Here is a 24,261-nt window from a genome sequence, read left to right as displayed (position 1 = left end):
GTAGGGCCTTAGTCAGAAACGCGAGGCTGAATACGGTAAAAGGTCAAGAGGCGGCTTCGCATGAGCGGCGATATCGGCCACCAGCTCTGCGGTCCCAGCCGACTGGGTCAGGCCGACATGCCCGTGGCCGAACGCATAGATGACGCGGGCATCCGCGCCCGACGGCCCGATGACAGGCAAGCTGTCCGGCAATGACGGACGATAGCCCATCCACTGGGTGCCGTCGGACAGCTCCATCTCTGGCATGAAATCCCTTGCCTTTTGCACCAATGTTTCTGCACGGCGGAAATTGGGCGGCAGGTCAAGGCCGCCAAGCTCAACGGCGCCGCCGATGCGTAAACCGGATCCAATCTTGGACATAACAAAACCGTGGGCTGAGAAAGTCAGATGCGTTTTGAGTTCGACCGATGAATGCGCAAAAGTGGTGTTATAGCCGCGCTCGGTCTCCAGCGGGATGGAGTCGCCGATCTTGGCAGTCAGCTTGTGGGACCATGCGCCAGCACAGATGACAACCTGCTTGGCCAGAAGCGTCCCTTTGTCGGATCTGATTTCAACGTGATCCGGCGTTGGCGTAATATTGTGAATGTCATGTTTTTCAAACGTGCCTCCTTGGTCCAAATATCGACGCGCCAAGCTTTCAGTCCATTTCAGCGGGTCGGTGGTATTAAACCAGTTCGGGGTAAACCCTGCATGAGTGAATCTATCGCTCAGACCCGGCTGTATCTCGGCGATCTCATCGGGGCGCAGAAGCAACTCTGCGGGAATACCAAGATCCGCGCGCCGTTTCCATTTCGGCTTGGTCTGTTCAAAGGCGGCAGCGCCTTCATACAGCTCCAACTGTCCTTCGCGACGGATCATTTTGGGATCGCCAAATCGGGCGAGTTGGCGTTCAAACGCCGCCTCACAATGCTGCATCAGGCCTGTTTGCGCGGCGACCGCATCGTCATAGCGATCAACCCAACTTGAGCGCCAGAACTTCAGCATCCACGGCGCGACCTTTAGCGCATAAGCGGGTGGAATGGATAACGGGCCAAGCGGGTCTAACAGCCATATCGGCGCACGCCGCATGATGCCGGGGGTTGCCAGCGGCTCGACTTCCGAGAACGCGAATGCGCCGGCATTGCCGCGCGACGTTTCGGCTGCAACCCCTTTGCGATCCACGAGCAGCGGCTTGCGGCCCCGTGCCTGAAGCTCGAGTGCAGTGCTAACGCCGATGATGCCTGCACCAATTACGACGATGTCGTGAACCTGTTTTGCCATTGGTATCCCCAGCCGAGGTGGCTTTGTACGCCGAGTTATTCAGTCAATCTCATATACCATTGCTGCAAAGGCCACCCCGAAACGGGTCATCAGCGTCGAAAACCAGGGTCGCTTCAGACGTAACGAATGCGCGCCCCTGAATTGTGGCCACGATCCCGCCTGAGGGATGTTTCACAAAGTTGCAATCATAGGTGCTGCCAATTACGCTTTCTTGCTGCCAAGTCTCACCGGGTGCTAGCTTGCCGTCTGCCGCCAAGCAGGCAAGCTTTGCAGAACAGCCGGTTCCACAAGGGGAACGGTCGTAAGCGCCACCGGGGCACAGAACGAAGTTTCGTCCCTGTGCGGTTGGACTTTTGGGCGCACCGAAAAGTTCAATGTGATCAATCTCTTCTCCACCAGCTCCGGTCACGCCTGCGCGGGATAAAGCGGCGCGGATGTTCTTGGCAGCCAGTGTCAGGTCCGCGATGTTTTCAGGGTTCAGGTCTAGGAGGTCGAATTCGGTCAGGAAGAACCAGTTGCCGCCCCATGCTACATCGCCCGAGACCGGGCCTATGCCGTCAACGTTGACCGTCACATTGGGTTGATGGCGATAGCTTTCGACATTGGTGACGCGCACAGTGTTGCGATCCAGAAGTTCGGCTGAAACGATGCCGACGGGAGTTTCGAACCTGTGAGTGCCGGGCTGCAACCGGCCCATATGCGCGAGCGACACGGTCAACCCAATCGTTGCATGTCCGCACATACCCAGATTGCCTGCCGGGTTAAAAAATATCACCCCGGTCACACATGAAGGGTCGGTCGGGGGCACCAAAAGCGCGCCAACGATGGCGTCATGCCCACGTGGCTCTGATAGTATCGCAGCATAGATCCAGCTGTGATCATCGCGGAGACGCAATGCGCGGTCGGCGACGCTGCCATCACCAAGATCCGGCCCGCCGTCTACTATGATGCGGGTGGGTTCGCCTTCGGTGTGGCTATCAATTACGCGCATTCAGAAACGATGCCTTCCTGCTTTGACCAAGTGTCATACCAAATCCGGAACAAATGGAACTGGCTTTCTGCATAGTTGCGCTGGGCATCTGTCAGAACGTCCGTTTCATTGAAATGCGTGCGGTAGGCGTCGTCGCCCGCCATCACCATCAGGTGTTTGTAGTAAAGGACAAGGTCTGGGCCTTCGTCGAAGCTGGACAGGACACCAAGCGCCTCTTCCAGTTCGAGCGCCTTGATGCGCGCGATGTAATCGCCTGTTGCGGCCTTCTGGCAGAGCGCGACAAGGTGCAGCACTTCGCGTGGCAGCACATTGCCAATGCCAGTTATCGCACCCGCCGCGCCACAATTCACGTAGCCATGGAAGACCGCAGTATCAACGCCGATCATCAGTGTGACATCTTCATCCATGGACGTGATGTTTTCAGCGGCATAGCGCATATCGGCCGCGCCACCGAATTCTTTGAATCCAACCAGGTTCGGGTGCTCGGCCCGCAACGCAAAAAACAGGTCCGCACGCGTTGCAAAGCCATAATAGGGACTGTTGTAAATCACCGCAGGCAGGTCCGGTGCAGCAGACAGGATTGCTGCAAAGTGCTGCCGCTGTGCCGCCAGTGATGACCCGCGCGAAAGCACGCGGGGAATGACCATCAGGCCTTTCGCGCCGACTTTTGCGGCATGGGCGGCATGGGCCACTGCCATCTTGGTGTTTACGGCTCCGGTGCCAACGATCACGGGAATGCCCGCTTTGGTAAGGCGTGCCACGCCTTCCATCCGCTCTTCATCTGTCAGAAGCGGCCAGTCGCCCATCGAACCGCAATAAACGACGGCGGACATACCTGCAGCAATCAGCTCCACCCCTTTGGCGACCAACGCGTCGTAATCAGGTTTGCGGTCGGGTGTGCACGGGGTCATCAGTGCGGGGATACAGCCTGTGAAAATGTCGTTGTTCATTTGGGGTCTCCTGAAAGGTCGGCTCAAGGCGGCCAGAGATCAGATTGGGCGTCAAGAAGTGCTAATTCCATTCCCTCATATTGCAAATAGGATCCAATATGCAATAATAATTTTAGCCCTCTTCAAAGCCGATCAGCAACTTGTTAGGTTGCGCGGCAAGGAGAACCCAGAATGCAACTCAGATCTGTCGATATATCCAAGACGGCGTCGGCCGCGACGATCATTTTTGATGCGTTGAAAAGGGCGATCATCGAAGGCGAGATCGAAGAAGGGGCACCGCTTCGGCAAGATGAGATCGCAAAGATGTTTAACACCTCGCGCATACCTGTCCGCGAGGCGATCCTGCGTCTGGAAGAGCACGGGTTGGTGAAATCTCAGCGATACAAAGGGGCTGTGGTTTCAGGCCTGTCGTCGAAAGAAGCATCCGAGATTTTCGACTTCCGCGCAGTGTTAGAGCCACATGTCATCCGTCATGCCGTTCCAAAGATGACCCCGGACATACTGGCCGAGGCGCGCAAATATTGCGAAGATTTTCATACAGAGGCCGATCCGATGAAATGGGGCGATTTGAATCGGCTGTTTCATGCGACGCTCTATAATGCCAGCGGGCTGACCTATCACCTTGAGGCGATCGACGGTGCGCTAAACAGGATTGACCGTTATCTGCGGGCTCAATTGGTGCTGAGCAACGGCATGGTAAGGGCCAATGATGAGCATATGCAGATCCAGAAAGCGTGCGAACAGGGCGATGCCGACAAGGCGGCAGAGTTGACAGAGCGCCATATTCTGGGCGCCCGCGACAGCCTGATCCTGCACTTGTCGTCCATAACCGGCTAGGCTGCTTATTTCCCGATCCGGGTGGTCAATTTGCCCAACCCTTCGATTTCGACCACGCAGACATCGCCCGGCACAAGGGGGCCAACTCCTTCCGGTGTTCCGGTGAAAATCAGGTCACCGGGCATCAGCTCAACCAGTGTTGAAAGATACGCAATCACGTCCGCAACCGACCAAATCAGGTCCGACAGGTTCGAAGATTGGCGGGTTTCGCCATTCACGGTCAAATTGATGGCGCCGCTGGTCAAATGGCCCGTGCTCGACGCCGGGTGCAACGGGGCACAGGGGGCTGAGTTGTCAAAACCTTTCGACATGTCCCATGGCCGTCCGATCTTTTTTGCGGCGGCCTGAAGGTCGCGGCGGGTCAGATCATTGCCGACGGCATATCCCCAAACATGATCCAAGGCTGTCTCGCGCGGAATACTCGCCCCACCGTTGCCGATGGCCACCACGAGTTCAGCTTCGTGGTGCAGGTTCTCGGTGCCGGGTGGATAGGGAATGGTTGCTCCATCCGCCACCAGCGCATCTGCGGGCTTGGAGAAGAAGAAAGGCGGTTCCTGATCCGGGTTTGATCCCATTTCGCGGGCATGAGCGGCATAGTTCTGGCCGACGCAATAGATGCGGCGAACGGGAAATCGGTCCTTCGATCCAACGATCGGCAGCGATGGTTGCTGCGGGCAGGGGATGGCCCATGTCATGTCAAAAATACCTCGCCTTTCATGCTGTCGGGGATCGGCGCCCCCAGCCGTGACAGGATCGTTGGGGCAAGCTGCAACTGGCATAGGCGGTCGTCGAAATCGGGGCCGCTGGCCGGTCCGAAATAGTAAAGCGCCGCATCTTGTTGCAAATCTTCGCGCCCGCCGTGATGGCCGCGATCGGTCTGGCCGTGGTCAGCTGTCACAATGATTTCATAACCGTCTGCACGCCAACGATTGATGAACAGGGCCAACTGCTCGTCCGCCTGAAAACAAGCATGGTCCATCTCTTGGCATTCATGTCCGAAGCGATGCCCCATGCTGTCCAGCGTGCAGGTGTGCAAGATGCCATAATTCAGTCCGAACCGTTCGCAAAGCATTGTGAGCGTCGCGAACAGGTCGACATCGGATGGCGTGGTTTGATTGATCAAACCATATCCCGTCATGGTGTGAAACCGGCCGTGATTGATCGAGGTGCTTTCGGGTTCATCATATTCGATGTCGCGCACCAGATCGAAAGGGGCACGGTTGAATAACTCGGACCAAAAACTGTGGGTCACTGCACCGGTGATACCACCTGCTTTGCGCACTTGGCTAAAGATGTCGGGGTGGGCGAGCCTGAACACGTTGTTGTTGCCTGTGCAGCCGTGATCTTGTGGGGTGACGCCGGTATGGATCGACGCGTAGCAACTGGCAGATGTTGACGGCAGAACCGCGCGAATTTTCCAGCGTTGAGCATCACCGCTGTCCACCCACCCTTCGAGATTGCCAAACAGTCTTCGCCAATTGCGCCAGGGCACCCCGTCCAGAATGATCAGAAGTAGCTTTCGTTCCATGATGCTTTGACCTGAAAAATAGCCCGCCGTCAGTTTCCGGCGCTTTCCATCTTGCGGTGTTTGACGACCTCTTCAAGCCAGCCAAGCTGCATTTCCGGCACTGAGCTGAGAAGAAGATCGGTATAGTCGTCAAATGGCGGCGACAGCACATCTGCTTTCGGACCATAGCGAACGACGCGCCCCTGATACATCACCGCAATGCTGTCCGCGATGGCGCGCACCGTGGCTAGGTCATGGGTGATAAACAGATAGGCGACTTGCTCCCGTTTCTGAAGGTTGCGAAGCAGCTTCAGGATATCTTCGGCAACCAGCGGATCCAGCGCCGATGTTACCTCGTCGCAGATGATGATCTTGGGTTTTGCGGCCAGCGCACGCGCGATGCAGACGCGCTGCTTTTGACCACCAGAAAGCTCGGCGGGATAACGATCCATGAACTCTTCGCCAAGTTCGATCTCATCGAGCAATTCGATCAACCGCTTGCGCTTTTCGGCACCCTTCATGCCAAAGTAAAACTCCAGCGGGCGGGCGATGATCGTGCCCACGGTCTGGCGCGGGTTCATTGCCACGTCTGCCATCTGATAGATCATCTGAAGCTCGCGCAGGTCGTCCCGGCTTCGCCCAGCCAGATCAGCCGAAAGTTCGCGGCCATCAAAAAAGATTTTGCCTTCTCTGGGCGGCAGCAATCCCGTGATGACCCGGGCCGTGGTCGATTTTCCAGACCCGCTTTCCCCGACGACCGCAAGGGTCTGGCCGGGGTGAAGCTCCATCGACACGTCATGCAAAACGTCGAAATTTGTGCCTTTATAGCGCGCGGTTATATTCTGTGCCGTCAACACCGGATTATCGCTGGGCGGCTTGCCCTCAAACTTTTTTGACCGCACAGAGACAAGATCACGTGTGTAATCTTCTTTCGGCGCGTTGATGATCTGGTCGGTCGTTCCGTGCTCGACCATATCGCCCATTCGCAGCACCATGATCTCATCTGAAACCTGTGCCACGACCGCGAGGTCATGCGTGATATAGAGCGCCGCCACGCCGGTGTCCCGAATGGCCTCCTTGATCGCCATCAACACATCGATCTGAGTGGTTACATCCAGTGCTGTGGTGGGTTCGTCAAAGACGACCAAATCGGGTTCTGGGCACAAAGCCAAGGCCGTCATACAGCGCTGAAGCTGCCCACCCGACACTTGGTGCGGATACCGATCACCAATTTTCTCAGGGTCTGGCAATCCAAGTTTGGTGAACAGCTCAATTGCCCGGGCCTCTGCGTCCGATTTGGAGAACTTGCCAGCAATTAGAGCGGCCTCGATCACCTGTTCCATGATTTTCTTGGCGGGGTTGAAACTGGCGGCTGCCGACTGAGAGACATAGGTCACTTCAGTGCCACGCAGTTTGCGAAGATCTTTAACGCTGGTGTTCAGAATCTCGCGGCCATTGACCCAGACCTGACCGCCGGTGATCTCTACGCCACCGCGGCCATACGCCATGGAAGCGAGGCCGATGGTTGATTTGCCAGCCCCGCTTTCACCGATCAGGCCAAGAACCTTACCCTTTTCTAACTCGAAAGAAACGCCATGAACAATTTCGATGTCGCGCGGCTTTTCGCCCGGTGGATAAATGCGTGCGCCGATCTTGAGGTCTTGGACTTTGAGAAGCTTGTCGCTCATCCGCGGCCCCCTTTCAGGCTGGTTGTGCGATTGAGGACCCAATCGGCCACGAGGTTCACCGAGATGGCGAGCGTTGCGATTGCAAAGGCAGGTACCAAAGCTGCGGTGATCCCGTAGACAATGCCGTCTTTATTCTCTTTCACGATGCCGCCCCAATCTGCGTTTGGCGGTTGTACGCCCAGGCCAAGGAACGAGAGCGTCGAGACAAACAGCACCGCAAAAATAAAGCGAAGGCCCATCTCGGCCACTAGCGGTGACAGGGCGTTTGGCAATATCTCACGGAAGATGATCCAGCCCCGGCCTTCGCCGCGAAGTTTTGCGGCTTCAACGAAGTCCATGACGTTGATGTCGACAGCAACGGCGCGTGCGAGACGGTAAACGCGGGTGGAATCGAGCAGACCCATCACCATGATCAATATTAACAGCGTAACCGGCATAACCGACAGAACGACGAGAGCAAAGATCAGCGTCGGGATCGACATGATCAGGTCTACAAAGCGGCTCATCAGCTGATCGACCCAACCGCCAACCACGGCAGCCGTGAAGCCAAGGATCGAACCCAGCGTGAAGCTGAGGATCGTGGCAGCTGTGGCGATAAAGATTGTCGTGCGTCCGCCATAGATCATGCGAGTCAGTAGATCACGTCCAATGTTGTCGGTGCCCAGCCAGTGCTCGGACGAGGACGGCTCCCAAACGTCACCGACGATCTCGGTCATCGAATAGGGCGCAATCAATGGGGCAAAGATTGCCATGAAGAAGTAAAGCCCAGTGAAAAACAGGCCGATCAAAGCCGCAGGAGGTATTCTTATCATTTCGGATGCCTCAGCCTTGGGTTCGCCAGGATCGACACGATGTCAGCAATCATGTTCAACCCAATATAGACTGCCGCGAAAATCAGTCCGCAGGCCTGCACAACCGGCACGTCGCGCTTGGCCACGTGGTCCACCAGATACTGCCCCATGCCGGGATAGACAAAGACGACTTCGACCACGACGACGCCGACCACCAGATAGGCAAGGTTCAGCATCACGACGTTGACGATGGGGGCGATGGCGTTCGGAAAGGCATGACGGGCGATCACTTGAAAGCTTGTCAGACCCTTCAGTTCAGCCGTTTCAATGTAAGCCGATTGCATCACGTTTAGGATGGCGGCGCGTGTCATGCGCATCATGTGGGCCAGCACAACCATGGTCAGCACCGCAACCGGCAACGCGATTGCATTCAGCTTTTCCCACAGTGACATAGAATCATAGATCGTGGCGACCGAAGGTGCCCATTGCAGCTTCACGGCGACGAAATACATCAGAATATAGCCGATCAGGAATTCTGGTACGGAAATCGAGGCCAACGTCACTGCCGAAATCAACTTGTCCGGCCAGCGTTCGCGATAGCGCACGGCAAGAAGGCCAAGGAAGATCGCAAGCGGCACGGCCACAATTGCGGCCCAGAAAGCAAGGAACATCGTGTTCTTCAAGCGGCCGGCCAGGCTGTCGGCGATGTCACGCCCGTTGGTCAGCGCCGTGCCCAGATCACCCTGAAGCGCGCCAAACAGCCAATTGAAGTAACGCGTGGTCGCTGGGTCATTCATGCCCAATTCTTCACGCAGATTGGCCAGCGATTGCGGAGTCGCGGCCTGACCCAGAATGCTTTGGGCAACATCACCCGGAAGGATCGTTGTCCCGACAAAGATCAGCACCGAAGCTGCGAGAAGAAGAAGGACGCTCAGCGCAAGGCGCTGAGCAACCAGTTTTAGGATGGGGTGCATCAGCTGACCTTACGCGTCCAGCCAACATTTGATCGGCGCCCAGTTATACATTAGCAGACCGTTCGGATCATCCTTGTAGCCCTGAACCTGCGTCGACACACCGTCCACGAAGTCATTAAACATCGGGCAGATCAAGCCGCTTTCGTCACGCACAAGATGACCCATTCTTGAATACATCTCTTTGCGTTTGGCCGGGTCCAGTTCGCCACGCGCTTGGACCAGAAGCTCGTCAAACTCTTTGTTGTTAAACCGGGTGTCGTTCCAGTCCGCGGTCGAGACATAGGCGGTGGTATACATCTGATCCTGTACCGGGCGACCCGACCAGTATGACGTACAGAAGGGCTGCTTGTTCCAGACTTCGGACCAGTAACCATCTGACGGCTCGCGCTTGATCTCAATGTTGATGCCTGCGGCCTTGGCGCTTTGTTGGAACAGCTGGGCTGCGTCAACGGCACCAGCGAAGGCTGCATCGGATGTGCGCAGGATGATCGGTGATCCATCATGGCCTGACGCCTTGTAATGCTCGGCCGCCTTTTCGGGGTCATAGGTGCGCTGTTCGATCGTGTCGTCGAACAGGGGATAAGCCGCATTCACCGGCATATCGTTGCCGACCGTGCCGAAGCCGCGCAGAATCTTTTCGACCATTTCTTCGCGGTTCATCGCGTATTTAAGCGCAAGACGCAGGTCGCGATTGTCGAACGGCGCGGTGTTTGAGTGCATGATGAAGACATAATGCGCACGTCCCGCGACGTTTTTGATTTCAAGGTTCGGCGCGCGGCCCAGAAGGTCGGCCACTTTCGGATCGACCCCGTTGACCATGTGAACCTGACCCGACTGTAGCGCCGACATACGGGCGGTGTTGTCGTTGATAACCAGCAACTCAACCTCGTCGACATGACCGCGTGTGTCATCCCAATAGTTCGGGTTCTTCTTGAACGTGTGACGCACGCCTGGTTCATCTGTTTCCAGAATATAGGCACCCGTCCCAACGCCAGCAGTCGGGGCGTCAAAGCCGCCATCGGGCTGAACGGCAAGGTGCCAATCCGCCAACAGATAGGGCAGGTCAGCAGAGGCGGTTTCCATGTTGACGGTGAAGGTGTCGCCATCCGCTGACATGCTTTCGATGCCTTGCAGAACGCCCAGAGCACCTGATTTCGACTCTTCATTGGCGTGGCGTTCAATGGTTTTCAGGAAATCTTCGGCGGTGACGGTCTTGCCGTTGTGGAATTCTACGCCCTGACGCACTTTGAAGTGCCAAGTCTTGGCATCGGGCGTGCTTTCAACGCTTTCGGCCAGGCGAAATTCGACTTCACCGGTGTCTGATACATCGACGATCTGGTCGCCGAAAAGGCGCAGGTTCATGCCTGGCACCTGCGTGGCTGCGGCGGCGGGGTCCATGGTATTGGTGCTTTCGCCGCCCATCATACCCAGTTTCATCGTGCCGCCTTTGACCGGGCCAGCCGCGTGCGCGGCAGTGGTCAGCATCGTGCCAGCAGCAGCGGCAGAAACGCCAAGTGCACTGGCGCGGCCCATGAAGTCGCGGCGCGACAGCTTGCGTGAGGCGACCTGCTTGGAAAGATATTCGAGTTCGTTGGACATAGAGAGCTCCCTGAGTGAGAAATGTGGGCCTTTTGGCCGCTTTTTTCTGGATCGACTGACAGAGTTGACCAGATGGCCGGGTTTCGCAAGGTTTGATACCGACCGAGTATCATCGATTTCCGACACTATGTTACGTCACGCGGCAGAAAGCTACCCTTCGCGGCAAACAAAAAGGGCCGAGGTTGCCCCGGCCCTTTTTTCGCGCGATTGAAAATCCTCTAGAAATTCAACGAGATATCACGATGGCGCGCAGAACAGGATGCCATTGCCAGCGCCTGTTCGCGAGTAAAGCGGTCTTGGACCCGAATACCCAACGAGCCACGAATTGTATCCAGATACGAGACAAGAGTTGGCTGCAGCTTTTCAGCCGCTTCAGCCCGCCAGCCCAATTGAGAATCAAATTCCACAACGGCCTTCTCATAGGCCTCCATAGCTTTTTCGCGATCTGGCTCTTTATCCTTCAAGGCCTTTGCAGCCTTGCTCAGAGCGCTTTTCACGTCGCCCGCGCCATCGATCTTTCCAAAGGCTTTTGACAGCTCGTCGACCAGATCTTCAGCTTCGGCTTCTGGCATAGTTTGGATCGCAGCCCGAATGTCGCGCAGTTGTGGCTCCATCGCTGCAAAGTCAGCATTGGCAACCAGAACGGCCGATACATCAAGCGCGTCTTCATACGCAGAATCTGCTGCCCGGCGATATTTGTTACGGGCCGAATCCTCGGCGGTGGTCAGGGCTTGGAAAGAATCGTGCACGCCTTTCCAGCTTTCCGGGATCTGCGAACGCAGGTGCTCAACTTCAGCATCAAGCAGGGCAACATCCGCCTCAAGCGCAGCACGTGCTGCTGCCTGACTTTCCTCACGCATCCGGCCAATCCTGACATTCAGCTTATCGGCTTCTTCCTTGGCGCTTCGGATTTGTTTCTCCAACCCACGCACCAGCCGTAATTGTGGACGGTAGTCGTCGGCCGCTGCTTCTACCTGTTTGACGGCCTCGAACGCCGCGCCAAGCTCTGCGATAGCATTGTCAGCGGACTCGAGGCTGTCGGTTAGGTCACCTGCTAAGTCTTTAGGCAGGATCGACAGATCCAATGCACGCACGGTCGCGATCGCATCCTGCGTCTCAGAGCTTTCGAACAAACGCTGACCCACATATTCCTCAAGACACAGTTGTAGTCTCGGGTTGCGTGGTGGCGGGCTGGTTTCCGACAGGAAGCTCACCCGGTTGGGCAGATAGTTCACCAGCGGAGGATACAGTCCCACAATCGCCAGTGCCGTCAGTTGCAGCAGGATAAAGGCGATCACGCCCTTATACATTTGCACGGTCTTAACGATCGCAGGTGCCACTCCACGCAGATAGAACAGCGCGAAGCCAAAGGGTGGCGTCAGGAAGCTGGTCTGAATGTTCAGACCAATCATCACACCCAGCCAAACGGCGGTGATGTTGGCTTCTGGATCGGCCAGCAGGATAGGGGCTACGATCGGCACCACAACCACCGCGATCTCGATAAAATCAAGGAAGAAGCCAAGGACAAAGATCACCAGCATCACGATCAGGAACTGAGTCCAGAACCCGCCGGGCAGGCCCAGAAGGAACTCGCGCACAAGCTCTTCCCCGCCAAAGGCGCGGAATGCGGCGGTCAGCATGGCGGCACCCAAAAGGATGATGAAGACAAGTGACGTCGTTTTCGCCGTCTCAAGCATGACGCCTGCCAAGGTGTCTTCGATCTTAAAAATGCGCCAGCAGGACCAGCCAAGTGCGGTCAACAGCATGATCGTGGAAATAATACCCAGCGTGATACCAAACTGGTCGGTGCTATCGCTTACGCCTTTGATGTTCATCTCGTAATTTGAGATGGCAAAGCCTGCTAGGAATAGTGCGGCAATGGCTAAAAGGGCAGGGTAATACAGACTCTTGCTCGGCGTTGGCAAACGGTAACCGGCCATGATCATAGCGCCCGCGGCACCAATCGCGCCCGCTTGGTTCACCGTTGCGATACCAGCGATGATCGACCCAAGAACCAAGAAAATCAGGGCAAGAGGCGGGACCAGAGTGATCAGCACGTTTTTCAGGAAAGCGACGTCATAGGCCCCGTCATAAGGAACAGCAGGTGCCTTGTGAGGGCGCAGGATCGCGTAGAAAAGGATATAGAGCATGTAAAGCCCGACAAGCACCATGCCGGGGATGAACGCGCCCAAGAACATTTCACCTGCCGAGGTTGACACGACATCAAACATGGACGGCATGGACAGTTCACCGGTGGCTTCCTTGTGCAGGATTTTCCGTGCAGTCCCGGCCTGATCCGTGGCTGATGCTAGCTGGTCCGCCAGAATGATCAGCACGATAGAAGGCGGAATGATCTGCCCCAGTGTGCCTGAAGCGGCGATCGTGCCAGTAGCCAGCGATTGCGAGTAGTTGTTGCGCAGCATGGCGGGCAGTGAAATCAGGCCCATCGCGACGACGGTTGCGCCAACGATACCGGTGGTTGCGGCCAGCAATGCGCCCACAAATACAACCGAGATACCAAGTCCGCCGGGCACTGGGCCGAACAGGCGGGCCATGGTGACCAACAGGTCCTCGGCAATCTTGGACCGTTGCAACATGATGCCCATGAAGATGAACAGTGGGATGGCGATCAGCGTATCTCGCTCAACCTCCCAATAGACACCTCTGAGGTTTGTTACCCCGGCCGATAGCCATTGGTTTGGACCGCCGCTATGAAAATAGGCATCGGTCGACCCGACCATCAGATACCCGGCACCGGCAGCAAGACCAATTGTTATGATCGCGGCACCGGGTAGGGCGAAGGCCACCGGATAGCCAGACCCCAAAGCGCCTGCCATGATGACAATGAGCAGGAAAAGAAAGAAAAGCTCCATAGGTCAGACCTCAGTGCGCAGAAGGTTGCATGATTTCACGATGTCCGGGCTCGTCTCGTTTGTCAGCCACGGCTTCGAAAAAATAGCTGACGAATTGGATCAGCATGGTGATGGCAAACAGCCCGATGAAGGCAGCCATTTGGTATTTTGTGTACAGGCCAAAAGGACCAGCCTGCGAAATCTCAAAGCTGCTGATCGGGGCATTGATGATCGACTGCTTTCCGCCAAAACCGACGGCCAGAATGACCCAAGCGGTGCTCATCCCCAACAGGATCGTACCAATACCGTTGACGATACCGCGGGTTGATCTGCCAAAGCCGGCATACAGAACGTCAACGCGGACATGGCCTTCGTCAAACAGCGTATAGGCGGATGAGAACAGGAACAGCGCCGCATACCAATACCGCACGAGGTCACCCATCAGCGCTTGTTCATAGCTGAATACGAAGCGCGAGATGACGATCAGAAGTTCGGCGATCACGATCAAGAAGGCGAGCCAGAAAAAGCCAAGCGTCCGTGTCACGGTGGCGATGCCGAACGCGATCACGATCAGCGGCATGTGAACCCAGGAGCCAACCCAGCTTGGGCGGCTGAACAGTCGGGCATTGCTGGACCCCAACAGAGGTTCAAGCAGGTTTTCTGCCCGCATGAATGCGATTGTGGCATCTGCAACGCCAATCAGGAACACGGCCCAGAATAATGCGCGAATGAGATAGATGTTAAAACAATGAATCCGGTGTGCGTCCCAGCGCAGCGAGGTGGTCGTGCTGCGCATTACGATTGCTGCTGCAATGGCAATTGCGACGGCATAGATCGCAATGTGAACCCACCCGGCGGCTGCGTTTCCGCCAAAGGCCGCCTGCGTGCCCGGGTATCCAAAGCCGACGACAAGGACGTTGTTGATCAGGAATGCAGCCAAAACTGTCAATGTGCACCAGCCAAAGAGCCGCGCAAGTATCGCGGGATCGCCGTGTCTTGGAATGTCTGGATGGGTGCTAACTTGTGCCATATCGCCTCCCGAAAGGCCACAGGGTCAATGGTTGGCTGACCCTTTGGAAAAAGGACGGGGAACCTTCCCCGCCCTTGGTTTTTTAGGTTCGTGTCAGAATCGGTCTACAGATCCAGGATCCGGTTACGCTGGTTCACAAACTGACCTTCGAAGAGCGAGATGCCGCGGCCGATTTCGCGCATCTTCGATTGCACGGCGTCGTTCACTTCAGCAGCCAATGCATCGTAGCTTGCGGTTTCTTCGAACACTTCCTCGGCGGCCTCGCCCATCGCATCCCAAGTATCTTCGTTGAAGCTGCGCACTTCCACGCCTTGCTCGTCCACAAGCTTGGTCAGGTATTCACCGTTCAAAGCCATGGATTCGAAGTAGGAGTTGGAGTTTTCTTCGAGGGCAGCAGCGGTGATTACCGAACGCTCCCAATCCGACAGGCTCGACCACCACGATTTGTTCGAGGTCAGCGACAGTTGTGCGCCGGGCTCGTGCATACCGCCAGTATAGTAATACTTGGCAGCTTCGTAGAACTTCATGAAGTAGTCGTTATAGGGACCAACCCACTCAGTCGCGTCGATGGTGCCGGACACGAGGTTTTCGTAGATCTGACCACCAGGCAGCGACACAGTCGATGCGCCCAGTTTCGCCAGAACCTGACCACCCAGACCCGGAATACGCATTTTCAGACCTTTGAAGTCTTCTGCGCTTTCGATCTCTTTGTTGAACCAGCCTCCAGCTTGGGTGCCGGTGTTGCCTGCGGGCAGACCTTTCAGGCCGAACTGGTCCTGAACCTTGTCCCACAAATCCATGCCGCCGCCATAAAGGCACCAAGCGTTGATTTCGGCGAAGGACATGCCGAAGGGCACGGCTGTGAAATAAGCCAAAGCAGGGTGCTTGCCGGTCCAGTAGTAGTCAGCACCGATATAGGCTTGGCTGTTGCCCGATGCGACTTCGTCAAAAACGTCCAGCGCTCCGACACGTTCGCCAGCGGCGAAGTATTCGACGTTCAGGGCACCTTCCGAAAGCTCACCGATACGTGCGGCCAGACGTTGTGCCGAGACACCAAGGCCCGGGAAGTCACGCGGCCAGGTCGACACGATGGTCATTGATTTGCCACCCTGCGCCAATGCCGGTGTGGCAAGTGCAGTTGCGCCGGCACCGATTGCGGCGCCTTTCAGAAACTTACGGCGTTCCATGTAAATAATTCTCCTCCGAGTTTTCGATATTCTTTTGTTCGAACGTGAGCCGACAAAGGTCAGCTTTGCGCTGCCACGCAATTACTACGTAGATAAAACCAGATTTCAATTGATATTTCTCAAACTGGTAACATTTTTTTACCAATTATCTGACGGCGATCAATCCCGCCCGTGCAAAGCGCGGCGGAGATTTCAGCTAACGTATTGATGATTGACGAGGACTCCGCTCAACGCAACGCTAAGTGTCAGCTTACGTTGGGACAACCTGACGCACTTGTTCATCTCGCAGCTGGTATACGCAACAGGATACTAAATTTAGTTTTCCATATGGATATTTCAAAAAATGAAGCTTATAAGCCCGCCATGACGACTCATACAAAGACACCAGTTTCGCCGACCGGCGCCGTAAACAATCCCGGTGGCGCGCCAATCGAGCCCGAACTTGGTGCCTTGCTTGGTGTATTCGCGCTGCATAACTTCATCGAATCGCAGATGGACGACATTGATGGCCGTTTTGAAGTGTCTCATCTTGAGAGAAAGATTCTGGTTTGGTTAGACCAGCCAAAACGCCTTGGAACGCTGGCGCGCGCGATGAATGTTCTGCCCTCGACCATGACAACCGCCGCCGATCAGCTGGAAAGTCGTGGTTTGGTTGTGCGCGAACGCGACGCAGATGATCGGCGCGCTTGGCTGTTGAAATTGACACCAGCAGGAGGGGATCTGCGGTCAATGATGGTTGTCGTTGCCCGTACATTGCTTTGCGAAACCTTGGGGCTGTCTGTCGACGAGCTGAACGATTTCGCCAGAACCTCTTTGAAAATACACGCCAACATCCAGAAACACACGACCTGTTAAGGATACCCTATGCTTTTTACTTTGCGCACTTTGACCGCAGCAGCGGTTGCCTTGATCGCCTCCGCCGCGTTTGTAACGGCCCAAGACGTAGCTAAACCCGTCAAGCTCATGACTGTCACGGCGGGTGACGCAACGATGAGTCGGGTCTTTTTCGGCAAGGTTGTTGCCCGTCAAAGTGTCGATTTGGCGTTTCAGGTCGGTGGCCAGATTGTTGATTTCCCGGTGATTGAAGGCGAGTTAGTGCCTAAAGGGTCCATGATCGTGCAGTTGGATCAAGAACAGTTCTCGCTGGCACTGGAACAAGCGGCGGTTCAGCAGGACTTGGCGGAACGAACGCTGGAGCGGCTGGCAAAGCTAAGCGGCAACACGGTCAGTCAGGTGGCTTTGGATGATGCGACTACGCAATTGAATCTGGCAGATATCGCATTCAGGCAGGCCGAACGAAATCTGAATAACGCGACGCTCTATGCGCCTTTCAACGCGCTAGTTGCATCACGGGATGTCGGCAATTTCGTGACCGTCAACCCCGGCACCCCGGTGGTTCGTTTGCATGACATGAGCGAAATCCGGATCGAGATCGACGTTCCGGAGATTTTGTTTCAAACCGCGTCTAAGGAAATGAACGTGCAGTTTATGGCTGAATTTCCGGCGCGTGACGAGCCACTGCCAGTCGAGCTTCGCGAGTTCAACGCCGAGGCCGCGAAGGCAGGGCAGACCTATCGGCTAACGTTGGGCATGGCCCCGCGCAGTGATTTGCGGGTTTTGCCAGGTTCTTCGGTGAATGTGCGCGTGTCTGCCACACACGAGAGTGCGGGTATCCTTATCCCCGCCACAGCGATTGTCGCAGCGCCTGATGGCAGCCTATCTGTCATGCGGTACATGCCTGCTGACAGCGATACAGGTACGGTCTCTGCAGTGCCAGTCACAGTTAAACCGGCCGCCAATGGCGACTTTGAACTGCTGACGGGTCTGTCCGCCGGTGATGAAATCGTAGCGGCTGGTGCCTCGGCCGTGCGGGATGGTGACGCGGTCCGCCGATTTACCGGCTTCACGAACTAAGGGGGCCGATATGCTGAACATCGCACGCGCCTCGATCGAGAAGCCGCTTTATACATGGCTGATCATTCTGACCATGCTGCTTGGCGGCATCTGGGGATTCTTCAATCTGGGGCGTCTGGAAGACCCGGCCTTTACAATCAAACAGGCCGTCGTCGTGACGCAATACCCCGGTGCAAGTGCTGCGCAAGTGGCGACAGAAGTCTCTGAACCGCTGGAAAGCGCGCTTCAGAAGATGGAAGAGGTCGAAAGGATCACCTCGACCAACCGCCCCGGAGAAAGTCGGATCGACGTTGAGATCAAGTCCACCTACCCGGCTGATGCGCTGCCTGCGATCTGGACCCGTCTTCGCGCGCGGGTCCGCGATACCGCGCGCTTGTTGCCTGACAACGCCCGCCCGCCTTTCGTCAATGACAGCTTCGGCGATGTGTTTGGCTTGTATTACGCCGTGACCGCGCCCGGCTTCTCGGACGCTGAGAAATACGAGCTCGGCACCTTCTTGCGACGTGAGCTTTTGGCGGTTGATGGCGTTGCGGGGGTCGACCTTTCCGGCATTCCGGAAGAAGCGATCTATATCGAACCTGACATGACGCTGTCATTCAATCAGGGCATTCCGCCCAATGCGATCATCGGCGCGGTGTCTGCTGCCAACTCTGTGTCGTCAGCCGGGTCGTTAGACAAGGACGGAACGCGCATCATGTTTCACGGGGCCGAAGGGTCGGAAACAGTGTCTGATATTGCCTCGCTCAGCATCGGTGTGAACGGGTTGCTGTTTAACGTCGCTGATGTGGCACGGGTAAGCCGGGGGCGCAGCGCGACCCCTGACCAGATCATCCGCTTCAACGGGGAGGGGGCGTTCACCATTGGTATCGCCGGTCTGGACACCGAAGACATCGTGAAGGTTGGCCACCGTGTCGATGCGCGACTGGCGCACCTTTCATCTGACATTCCGCATGGGATAGAACTGCATCCTATATATCAACAGCACGTTGTGGTCGAACAAAGTTCAAATGACTTCCTAAAGAACCTCGCGATGTCGGTTGGGATCGTGATTGTCGTTCTGGGCGCATTCATGGGGTGGCGGGCAGCAGTTGTCATCGGATCGACGCTGCTTCTGACTGTTGTGGGAACGCTCCTGTTCATGTCCATCTTCTCGATCGAGATGGAGCGTATTTCGCTGGGCGCATTGATCATTGCGATGGGCATGTTGGTCGATAACGCGATTGTTGTTGCCGAAGGTATGCAGATCTCGATGCTGCGCGGGCGACGGTCGATAGATGCTGCCGATGACGCAGCCAAGAAGACCCAGATCCCGCTTTTGGGCGCGACTGTGATCGGGATTATGGCGTTTGCCGGTATTGGCCTGTCACCGGATTCCACCGGCGAGTTCCTGTTCTCGCTGTTCGCGGTGATCGGGATCTCTCTGCTGTTGTCATGGGTGCTTGCGCTGACGGTGACACCCTTGTTGGGGCATTACCTTTTCAAGCTGGGCAATCAGGACGCGGACGATGCCTATTCCGGCAGATTCTTCGTGCTCTACAAGAAAATTCTGGATAAATCGCTGACCTTCCGCTGGCCGGTGATCGCGGGACTTGTCGCGATCACGATGGCCTGTTTTGTCGGCTTCGGGTCGGTGAAGCAGCAGTTCTTCCCGAATTCGAACACGCCTCTGTTCTTCGTCTACTACAAGCTGCCGCAGGGCACTGCGATCCAGCAGGTTTCAGATGATTTGAAGGTCATGGAAGACTGGCTTTTGAAGGAAGAAAACGTCACCTCTGTCGCGTCCTATGCAGGTCGCGGGGCAGTGCGGTTCATGTTGACCTATGATGGTGGCAAAGACAACCAAAGCTACGGCCACCTTATCATCCGAACCAACGAACTAGATGCGATCCCCGACATTCACGCGCGCCTTGAAGCGTTCGGCAAGGCCAACTTCCCTGCGGCCGAGTTCCGTGTTCAGAGGTTGGTGTTTGGCCCCGGCGGCGGTGACCCTATCCAGGCGAGGTTCTCAGGCAGCGACCCGGCGGTGCTGCGCGCGTTGGCAAATCAGGCCATGCAGGTCATGGCCGACAGCACCGACCACCTTCTGAACCTGCGCACGGATTGGCGCGAGCAGGAACTGGTGATCGAACCGGTCTATGCTACGCAACGTGCACAGACAGCGGGGGTAAACCGCGACGACATCGCAAGTTCGCTGCTGTTTGCCACAGATGGCTTGCGGGCCGGTGTTTACCGTGAACGCGAACGACAGATCCCGATCATAATGCGGCGTCCAAAACCAGAGGAATTCAGCCTGACAGATCAACTGGTTTTCTCGTCTGTGTCGGGCACTTATCTGCCGATCGAACAGCTGACAGACGGGTTTAAGTACCGGGTCGAGAACACTCTGGTCCAACGACGCAATCGTGTGCCAACTATATCGGTTGGAGCCGACGTCGCGACCGGCGTCACGCCCGCACAGGCCCACACTGAAATCCGCGCCGCAGTTGAAGCGATACCGCTTCCTGCTGGCTATGCGATGGAGTGGGGCGGCGAGTTTGAGAATTCCACAAAGGCGCAGGCCAGCCTTGGCGCGCAACTGCCTTTAAGTGTGCTCATCATGGTGATGATTTCGATCCTGCTGTTTAACGCGATCCGCCAGCCAATCATCATTTGGTTGTTGGTGCCAATGTCGGTCAACGGCGTTGTCGTCGGCCTTCTGGGAACAGGCCTGCCGTTCAGCTTCACCGCGCTTCTGGGCTTGCTGAGTCTGTCTGGCATGTTGATCAAAAACGGCATCGTCTTGGTTGAAGAGATCGACCTTGTTCGCGCCGAAGGCGTGCCATTGCGAAAAGCGGTGATCGAGGCATCAGCATCACGAGTTCGTCCAGTCGTACTTGCCGCCGTCACGACGATCCTTGGCATGGCGCCGCTACTGTCTGACGCGTTCTTCGTGTCGATGTCGGTGACAATAATGGGCGGGCTGGCTTTTGCCTCGGTTCTGACGTTGGTGGCAGCGCCGGTTTTCTACTACGTCTTTTTCAAAGGGGACGAAAAAAGGGAACTGGCCGCTTCGCTTGCTTGAAGAAGCACAGAGCAATGAAATCGCCGCTCAACCCAGCCGGTTTCTCGGTAAAATCCGGCTACTTCAGGCGCAGAAGCAGGCACGACAAACAGGTAAGATATTTCTGGAGCGGGCGGCGGGAATCGAACCCGCGTCATTAGCTTGGAAGGCTAAGGTCTTACCACTACACAACGCCCGCCCAGTGATTTCACGACATATTTCATAGGTATCTGAGCGTCAAGAGCAGACCCGAACAGAATGCGATCTTTGGTCTGCACGTGCTGTTGGGCGGATAGCGGACCTTCGCTGCGTTTCGCATGGAGGTCTGCTGTGTGGGACTCTCCAGCCATTGATATCTAAGCATGTTGCTGACGCAGCATTCGTTTGCTTTTGCGGCGCGTAATATTCTGCGTAGCAGCAGTTGTCGCCAGACCGGTCATTCAAAATATGGTTTAGGCCGGAACCGAGACCGTACTTTCGCCGCCGCAGCCACAGACAGGCACATCGCGGGACAGAGCAGCCTTTTGCCCAAGCAGCCAGTGCTGACACAGAAAAACTTCGCGGTTGCAGCGTAAGATTTACGGAGCTGCAGCGGCCTCCCCATTTCCGACCATTCAACTGTGGAGATATCGCCAAAATCCAAACCGAACTTTCGCGGCGCGTCTGGTCGACGAGCAAGGAGTGGACAATTCTCCAGTTCGCATGGCGTAGCTTTGTGCGACATCCGTTATACGGTGACACTTGAAGCCTGCGATGCTGCTGCCCGGCCAGTTCTGGCCGAAGAGGATCAGAACGGCAGTGGGCAATGTTTGATTGAGAACATCGACAAAGTTCTGACGGTGAACAATTTCATGCCGGTCGAAACTATTGCTGCGGATGAGCCTGCCAATATCCTTCGCACAAGTGCAGGTGTAGCCTTCACCGGTAGCCGCATCGACGGCCTCGCACCAGTCGATGCTTTCCTTGGCGCCTACACAATCGCCGCTTTCGATGATAGCGGCGATCACGTGAACCTGCCCGTCGGATATCACTGTCACCCAGTCACAAACGGTTTTGAGCACTAACAACTAAACCGGACCACCCGATGGGGGCACGCCACTCGGGCAGTCCAACCGAACCTGCGGTCCGTTGTTTCTTTCAAACCACCGTCGCCTGACTGACCAATGAATTCGTTATGATGGGTCTTTTTGTGCGCGTTCAATGTGGCGCAGAGCCAACAGCGTAGCAGCAGGACCAACGATTTCGAAAAACACAGTGGCCGCAATGGTCAGTGTCATTATTGGCGCCGCCCAGTTGGGGAACGTTTCAACGGCGACCAGTGCCATTCCAACGGCGACCCCAGCCTGCGGCAGTAGCGCCGGACCATAGATATGCACCTGCGCACGGGGCACGCCGCCAATCCGCGCACCGATCTCACCGCTGACCAGCCGCGCTGCGATACGCAAGCCGACATAGGCGAGGGTGATCCAGCCAAGCTGCCAAAGCGCGCCAAGTTCAAGTGACGCGCCAGCAAGCAGGAAGAAGAGCAGCATGAAGGGCCATTCAATGTGCTCAATCTCGTGAAAGGCATGGTCGTGATGCCGCGCAAGGTTTGCGATCATCGCGCCAGCCGTCATCCCAGCCACCAGGAACGACACCTCAAGCCAAATCGCAAGACCAGCGGTCAGGAACACGACGCCGATCGCCTCGGTCTGGAGTGGCTCGCCCTCTTTCAGGCGTCCGGTCAGAAATGCGGACGGGATACCGACACACAAACCAAGCAAAACCGCGCCGCCGATGTCCCGGCCGGCCCCCATGAGGGGTGTGGCCCAGCCACCGGACTGGTCGATGAGGGAAAGGCAGAGGCTGAACATCAGCAACCCCCAAACATCGTCGATTGCGACGATGCCGTTGAGTGTCTCGGTGAATCCGTTGCGTATGCCCGACTGGCGAATGACATCCGAGATTGCCGCCGGATCCGTCGCCGTGGCAATCGCCCCGAGCAGGAGCGCTAGGCCGGGGTCGAGGCCAAGAATAGTAAGGCCGACCCAGACGATGACCGTCGTTCCTATGACGATGCAAAGTGAAATCGCGGAAATGGCACGTCCATGTCGCGCCATGTTTTCGCGGGTCAGTTCCCCGCCAAGGAGGAAAGCAACCATCGTCAACGCGACGACAGAAATCGGCTCGAACAATTCGGTGGCAGACTCGGGTAATAATTCCAAGCCTGATGGGCCGACGAGGAGGCCGAGAAGCAATAACATCGTCACACGTGGCAACCGTGTCAGGTGGCCAACTTTATCTGCCAGCAAACTGCCAAGAAAAAGCACGCCAAGCGTGATCAGCAATAACGCCTGTTCCATCGCGTGCAGTCCTTCTTGTCGAGGTGCCCTTTGGCCCGGCTAGCTGGTGACTGGAGCGGTTATCTCAACAGATTAAGGCTTTCCATTTCAATTCCCAAGGGGCCGCTCAAATCTTCGATTGAGTCGTACAGAAGCTCAAGCGCGTAGTGCGGATTATGGGCGTAATTTCCCGGATCCGAGGTAACCAGCTTCCAGTTATACGCAGCACGCAGGCTTCTGGGCGTCCAGCCGTTATAGGCGACGGGGCGACCTTCGCTCTGGTCGATGACACTGTCACCGTTCGCGTCAGTGAAGAAGTAAGGATACTGGGTGCCGTCGTAAACCATGGGTATTTTCACAACCTCTTGCGCGTAAGATTTGACGTTGTCGAGCAACAGGGCCGCGTTCGTTTGAATGTCAGCGCGAATACCAACCGACGTATCGCCAGTGCCGGAATAACTTTGCCGCGCAATACGGATGTCCTGCGGGCTGTCAGCAAGGTGGCATGTCAGGCAAGGTTCAAATTCAACCTCAAGCGTGTGCGGTTCGTGGCAGGAATTACAGGTTGAAACGGGACGGGCATGAAAGAACCGGCCCGAATATTCACGACCGTCGTAGTGATAGCCTGCACCACCATATCCCCCGAGCCATGTTGCGGCAGCGGTCGCATAATGTGGGTTGATAAAGCGCAGCTCGGCGTTCGGCGTGTCTGTTTCCATCTCGGCGATGGCCGTGCTCACGGTAACGCCCGCGCTTCGGCCTTGGTGGCAGGTCATGCAGGATGCCTCAACCCCTTGAACAGGATGCATCAAGCCGCTGGGAAACTTCACTTCCGTGATTTCTGCTAGTCCTGCGTTGTGGCAGGTGCCGCAATCTACGACGCCGCCAATGTCGATCGGATTCTCCACGACGCCTGGTTCGCTGCCGTCAAGACCATGAAAGGCGCGAAACCCTTCGCCCGCGTGGCAAGTTGCGCAGGCAGGCCGAATCTCCTCGTCCTCGTCCCAATGGCGAAATGCTTCAGCAGCGGCGTCGGCGTGGGCCGAGCGGAACCAGTTGGTGATCGCTTCACTGTTTTCGATCTTGATATCGGCGGCATTGAATGGCCCCGATTTCGGAAGAGCAAAGGGGATGGCGGCGTCGTCAGCGGCAGGTTCGCTGTCCGTGCTTTGGCTCAGAACGCCATAACTGCCAGAGAGGAAGATCAGAACCACCATGCAGGTTAGAGAGATGGTAAAAAAATGAGATCTGTTTCTCATGGCTGATTCCTCGCTGTAATCGAAATGGATCACTTTGAAGGTATCACGACTATTTTATCAT

General features: G+C 56.3%; 19 protein-coding genes and 1 tRNA gene. 5 read left to right on the top strand and 15 right to left on the bottom strand.

Translation table 11 applies throughout. The annotated features are described in order from the left end of the window. Positions 1-12 precede the first annotated feature (12 nt). From K3556_RS15565 to K3556_RS15555, 3 genes are read right to left on the bottom strand one after another with little or no spacing between them, the layout of a single operon-like run. Positions 13-1,260, bottom strand: coding sequence for an NAD(P)/FAD-dependent oxidoreductase (locus tag K3556_RS15565; protein ID WP_260517667.1), 1,248 nt, complete (start codon positions 1,258-1,260; stop codon positions 13-15). Positions 1,261-1,309: 49 nt separating this feature from the next. Beyond that, entirely contained in the window at positions 1,310-2,251 is a 942-nt protein-coding gene (locus K3556_RS15560) for a proline racemase family protein (RefSeq protein ID WP_260517666.1), read from the bottom strand. After that, positions 2,242-3,201 carry a dihydrodipicolinate synthase family protein gene (locus tag K3556_RS15555; protein ID WP_260517665.1) on the bottom strand — a complete coding sequence of 320 codons (960 nt, stop codon included), beginning with the start codon at positions 3,199-3,201 and terminating at the stop codon, positions 2,242-2,244. The genes K3556_RS15560 and K3556_RS15555 overlap by 10 nt, the downstream gene beginning before the upstream one ends. A gap of 171 nt (positions 3,202-3,372) precedes the next feature. On the opposite strand from K3556_RS15555, the gene K3556_RS15550 reads away from it, so the two are divergent. Then, positions 3,373-4,038, top strand: coding sequence for a GntR family transcriptional regulator (locus tag K3556_RS15550; protein ID WP_260517664.1), 666 nt, complete (start codon positions 3,373-3,375; stop codon positions 4,036-4,038). 5 nt (positions 4,039-4,043) lie between these two features. On the opposite strand, the gene K3556_RS15545 is transcribed toward K3556_RS15550, so the two are convergent. The 9 genes from K3556_RS15545 to K3556_RS15505 form a co-directional block, all read right to left on the bottom strand. Then, complete coding sequence (locus tag K3556_RS15545; RefSeq protein ID WP_260517663.1) at positions 4,044-4,733, bottom strand: fumarylacetoacetate hydrolase family protein; 690 nt, start codon at positions 4,731-4,733, stop codon at positions 4,044-4,046. Beyond that, positions 4,730-5,566: an alkaline phosphatase family protein gene (locus K3556_RS15540; RefSeq protein WP_260517662.1), complete on the bottom strand. Its 837-nt coding sequence runs from the start codon at positions 5,564-5,566 to the stop codon at positions 4,730-4,732. Before K3556_RS15540 ends, K3556_RS15545 begins: the two co-directional genes overlap by 4 nt. 29 nt (positions 5,567-5,595) lie before the next feature. Then, a complete protein-coding gene (locus K3556_RS15535) occupies positions 5,596-7,233 on the bottom strand; it encodes an ABC transporter ATP-binding protein (protein ID WP_260517661.1) in 1,638 nt (545 codons plus the stop codon). Beyond that, positions 7,230-8,045 carry an ABC transporter permease gene (locus tag K3556_RS15530; protein ID WP_260517660.1) on the bottom strand — a complete coding sequence of 272 codons (816 nt, stop codon included), beginning with the start codon at positions 8,043-8,045 and terminating at the stop codon, positions 7,230-7,232. Before K3556_RS15530 ends, K3556_RS15535 begins: the two co-directional genes overlap by 4 nt. Then, entirely contained in the window at positions 8,042-8,998 is a 957-nt protein-coding gene (locus K3556_RS15525) for an ABC transporter permease (RefSeq protein WP_260517659.1), read from the bottom strand. The genes K3556_RS15530 and K3556_RS15525 overlap by 4 nt, the downstream gene beginning before the upstream one ends. Before the next feature lie 9 nt (positions 8,999-9,007). Continuing rightward, positions 9,008-10,597: an ABC transporter substrate-binding protein gene (locus K3556_RS15520; protein WP_260517658.1), complete on the bottom strand. Its 1,590-nt coding sequence runs from the start codon at positions 10,595-10,597 to the stop codon at positions 9,008-9,010. A gap of 218 nt (positions 10,598-10,815) precedes the next feature. After that, a complete protein-coding gene (locus K3556_RS15515; protein ID WP_260517657.1) occupies positions 10,816-13,470 on the bottom strand; it encodes a TRAP transporter large permease subunit in 2,655 nt (884 codons plus the stop codon). A gap of 10 nt (positions 13,471-13,480) precedes the next feature. Then, positions 13,481-14,479, bottom strand: coding sequence for a TRAP transporter small permease subunit (locus K3556_RS15510; RefSeq protein ID WP_260517656.1), 999 nt, complete (start codon positions 14,477-14,479; stop codon positions 13,481-13,483). A 104-nt stretch (positions 14,480-14,583) separates the two neighbouring features. After that, entirely contained in the window at positions 14,584-15,666 is a 1,083-nt protein-coding gene (locus tag K3556_RS15505) for a TRAP transporter substrate-binding protein (protein ID WP_260517655.1), read from the bottom strand. A 207-nt stretch (positions 15,667-15,873) separates the two neighbouring features. On the opposite strand from K3556_RS15505, the gene K3556_RS15500 reads away from it, so the two are divergent. The 3 genes from K3556_RS15500 to K3556_RS15490 are packed head-to-tail and all read left to right on the top strand — an operon-like array spanning position 15,874 to position 20,641. After that, entirely contained in the window at positions 15,874-16,521 is a 648-nt protein-coding gene (locus tag K3556_RS15500) for a MarR family winged helix-turn-helix transcriptional regulator (RefSeq protein WP_260517654.1), read from the top strand. Between the two features lie 9 nt (positions 16,522-16,530). Further along, a complete protein-coding gene (locus K3556_RS15495) occupies positions 16,531-17,580 on the top strand; it encodes an efflux RND transporter periplasmic adaptor subunit (protein ID WP_260517653.1) in 1,050 nt (349 codons plus the stop codon). Positions 17,581-17,593: 13 nt separating this feature from the next. Continuing rightward, complete coding sequence (locus K3556_RS15490; protein WP_260519271.1) at positions 17,594-20,641, top strand: efflux RND transporter permease subunit; 3,048 nt, start codon at positions 17,594-17,596, stop codon at positions 20,639-20,641. A 104-nt stretch (positions 20,642-20,745) separates the two neighbouring features. Here the strand turns inward: K3556_RS15490 and K3556_RS15485 are convergent. Next, positions 20,746-20,819 (bottom strand) — tRNA-Gly (locus K3556_RS15485). A gap of 535 nt (positions 20,820-21,354) precedes the next feature. Here K3556_RS15485 and K3556_RS15480 point away from each other — a divergent pair. Then, positions 21,355-21,684: a hypothetical protein gene (locus K3556_RS15480; RefSeq protein WP_260517652.1), complete on the top strand. Its 330-nt coding sequence runs from the start codon at positions 21,355-21,357 to the stop codon at positions 21,682-21,684. A 108-nt stretch (positions 21,685-21,792) separates the two neighbouring features. Here K3556_RS15480 and K3556_RS15475 read toward each other — a convergent pair whose 3' ends face one another. Together K3556_RS15475 and K3556_RS15470 are read right to left on the bottom strand one after the other, a co-directional pair. Further along, positions 21,793-22,962 carry a cation:proton antiporter gene (locus K3556_RS15475; protein ID WP_260517651.1) on the bottom strand — a complete coding sequence of 390 codons (1,170 nt, stop codon included), beginning with the start codon at positions 22,960-22,962 and terminating at the stop codon, positions 21,793-21,795. Positions 22,963-23,021: 59 nt separating this feature from the next. Continuing rightward, on the bottom strand, positions 23,022-24,200 hold the full coding sequence (locus tag K3556_RS15470; protein WP_260517650.1) for a cytochrome c3 family protein: 1,179 nt from the start codon (positions 24,198-24,200) through the stop codon (positions 23,022-23,024). Positions 24,201-24,261 lie beyond the last annotated feature (61 nt).

Source organism: Aliiroseovarius sp. M344, from assembly GCF_025140835.1.
GTDB lineage: Bacteria > Pseudomonadota > Alphaproteobacteria > Rhodobacterales > Rhodobacteraceae > Aliiroseovarius.
This window is presented reverse-complemented; position numbering and strand designations above follow the sequence as displayed.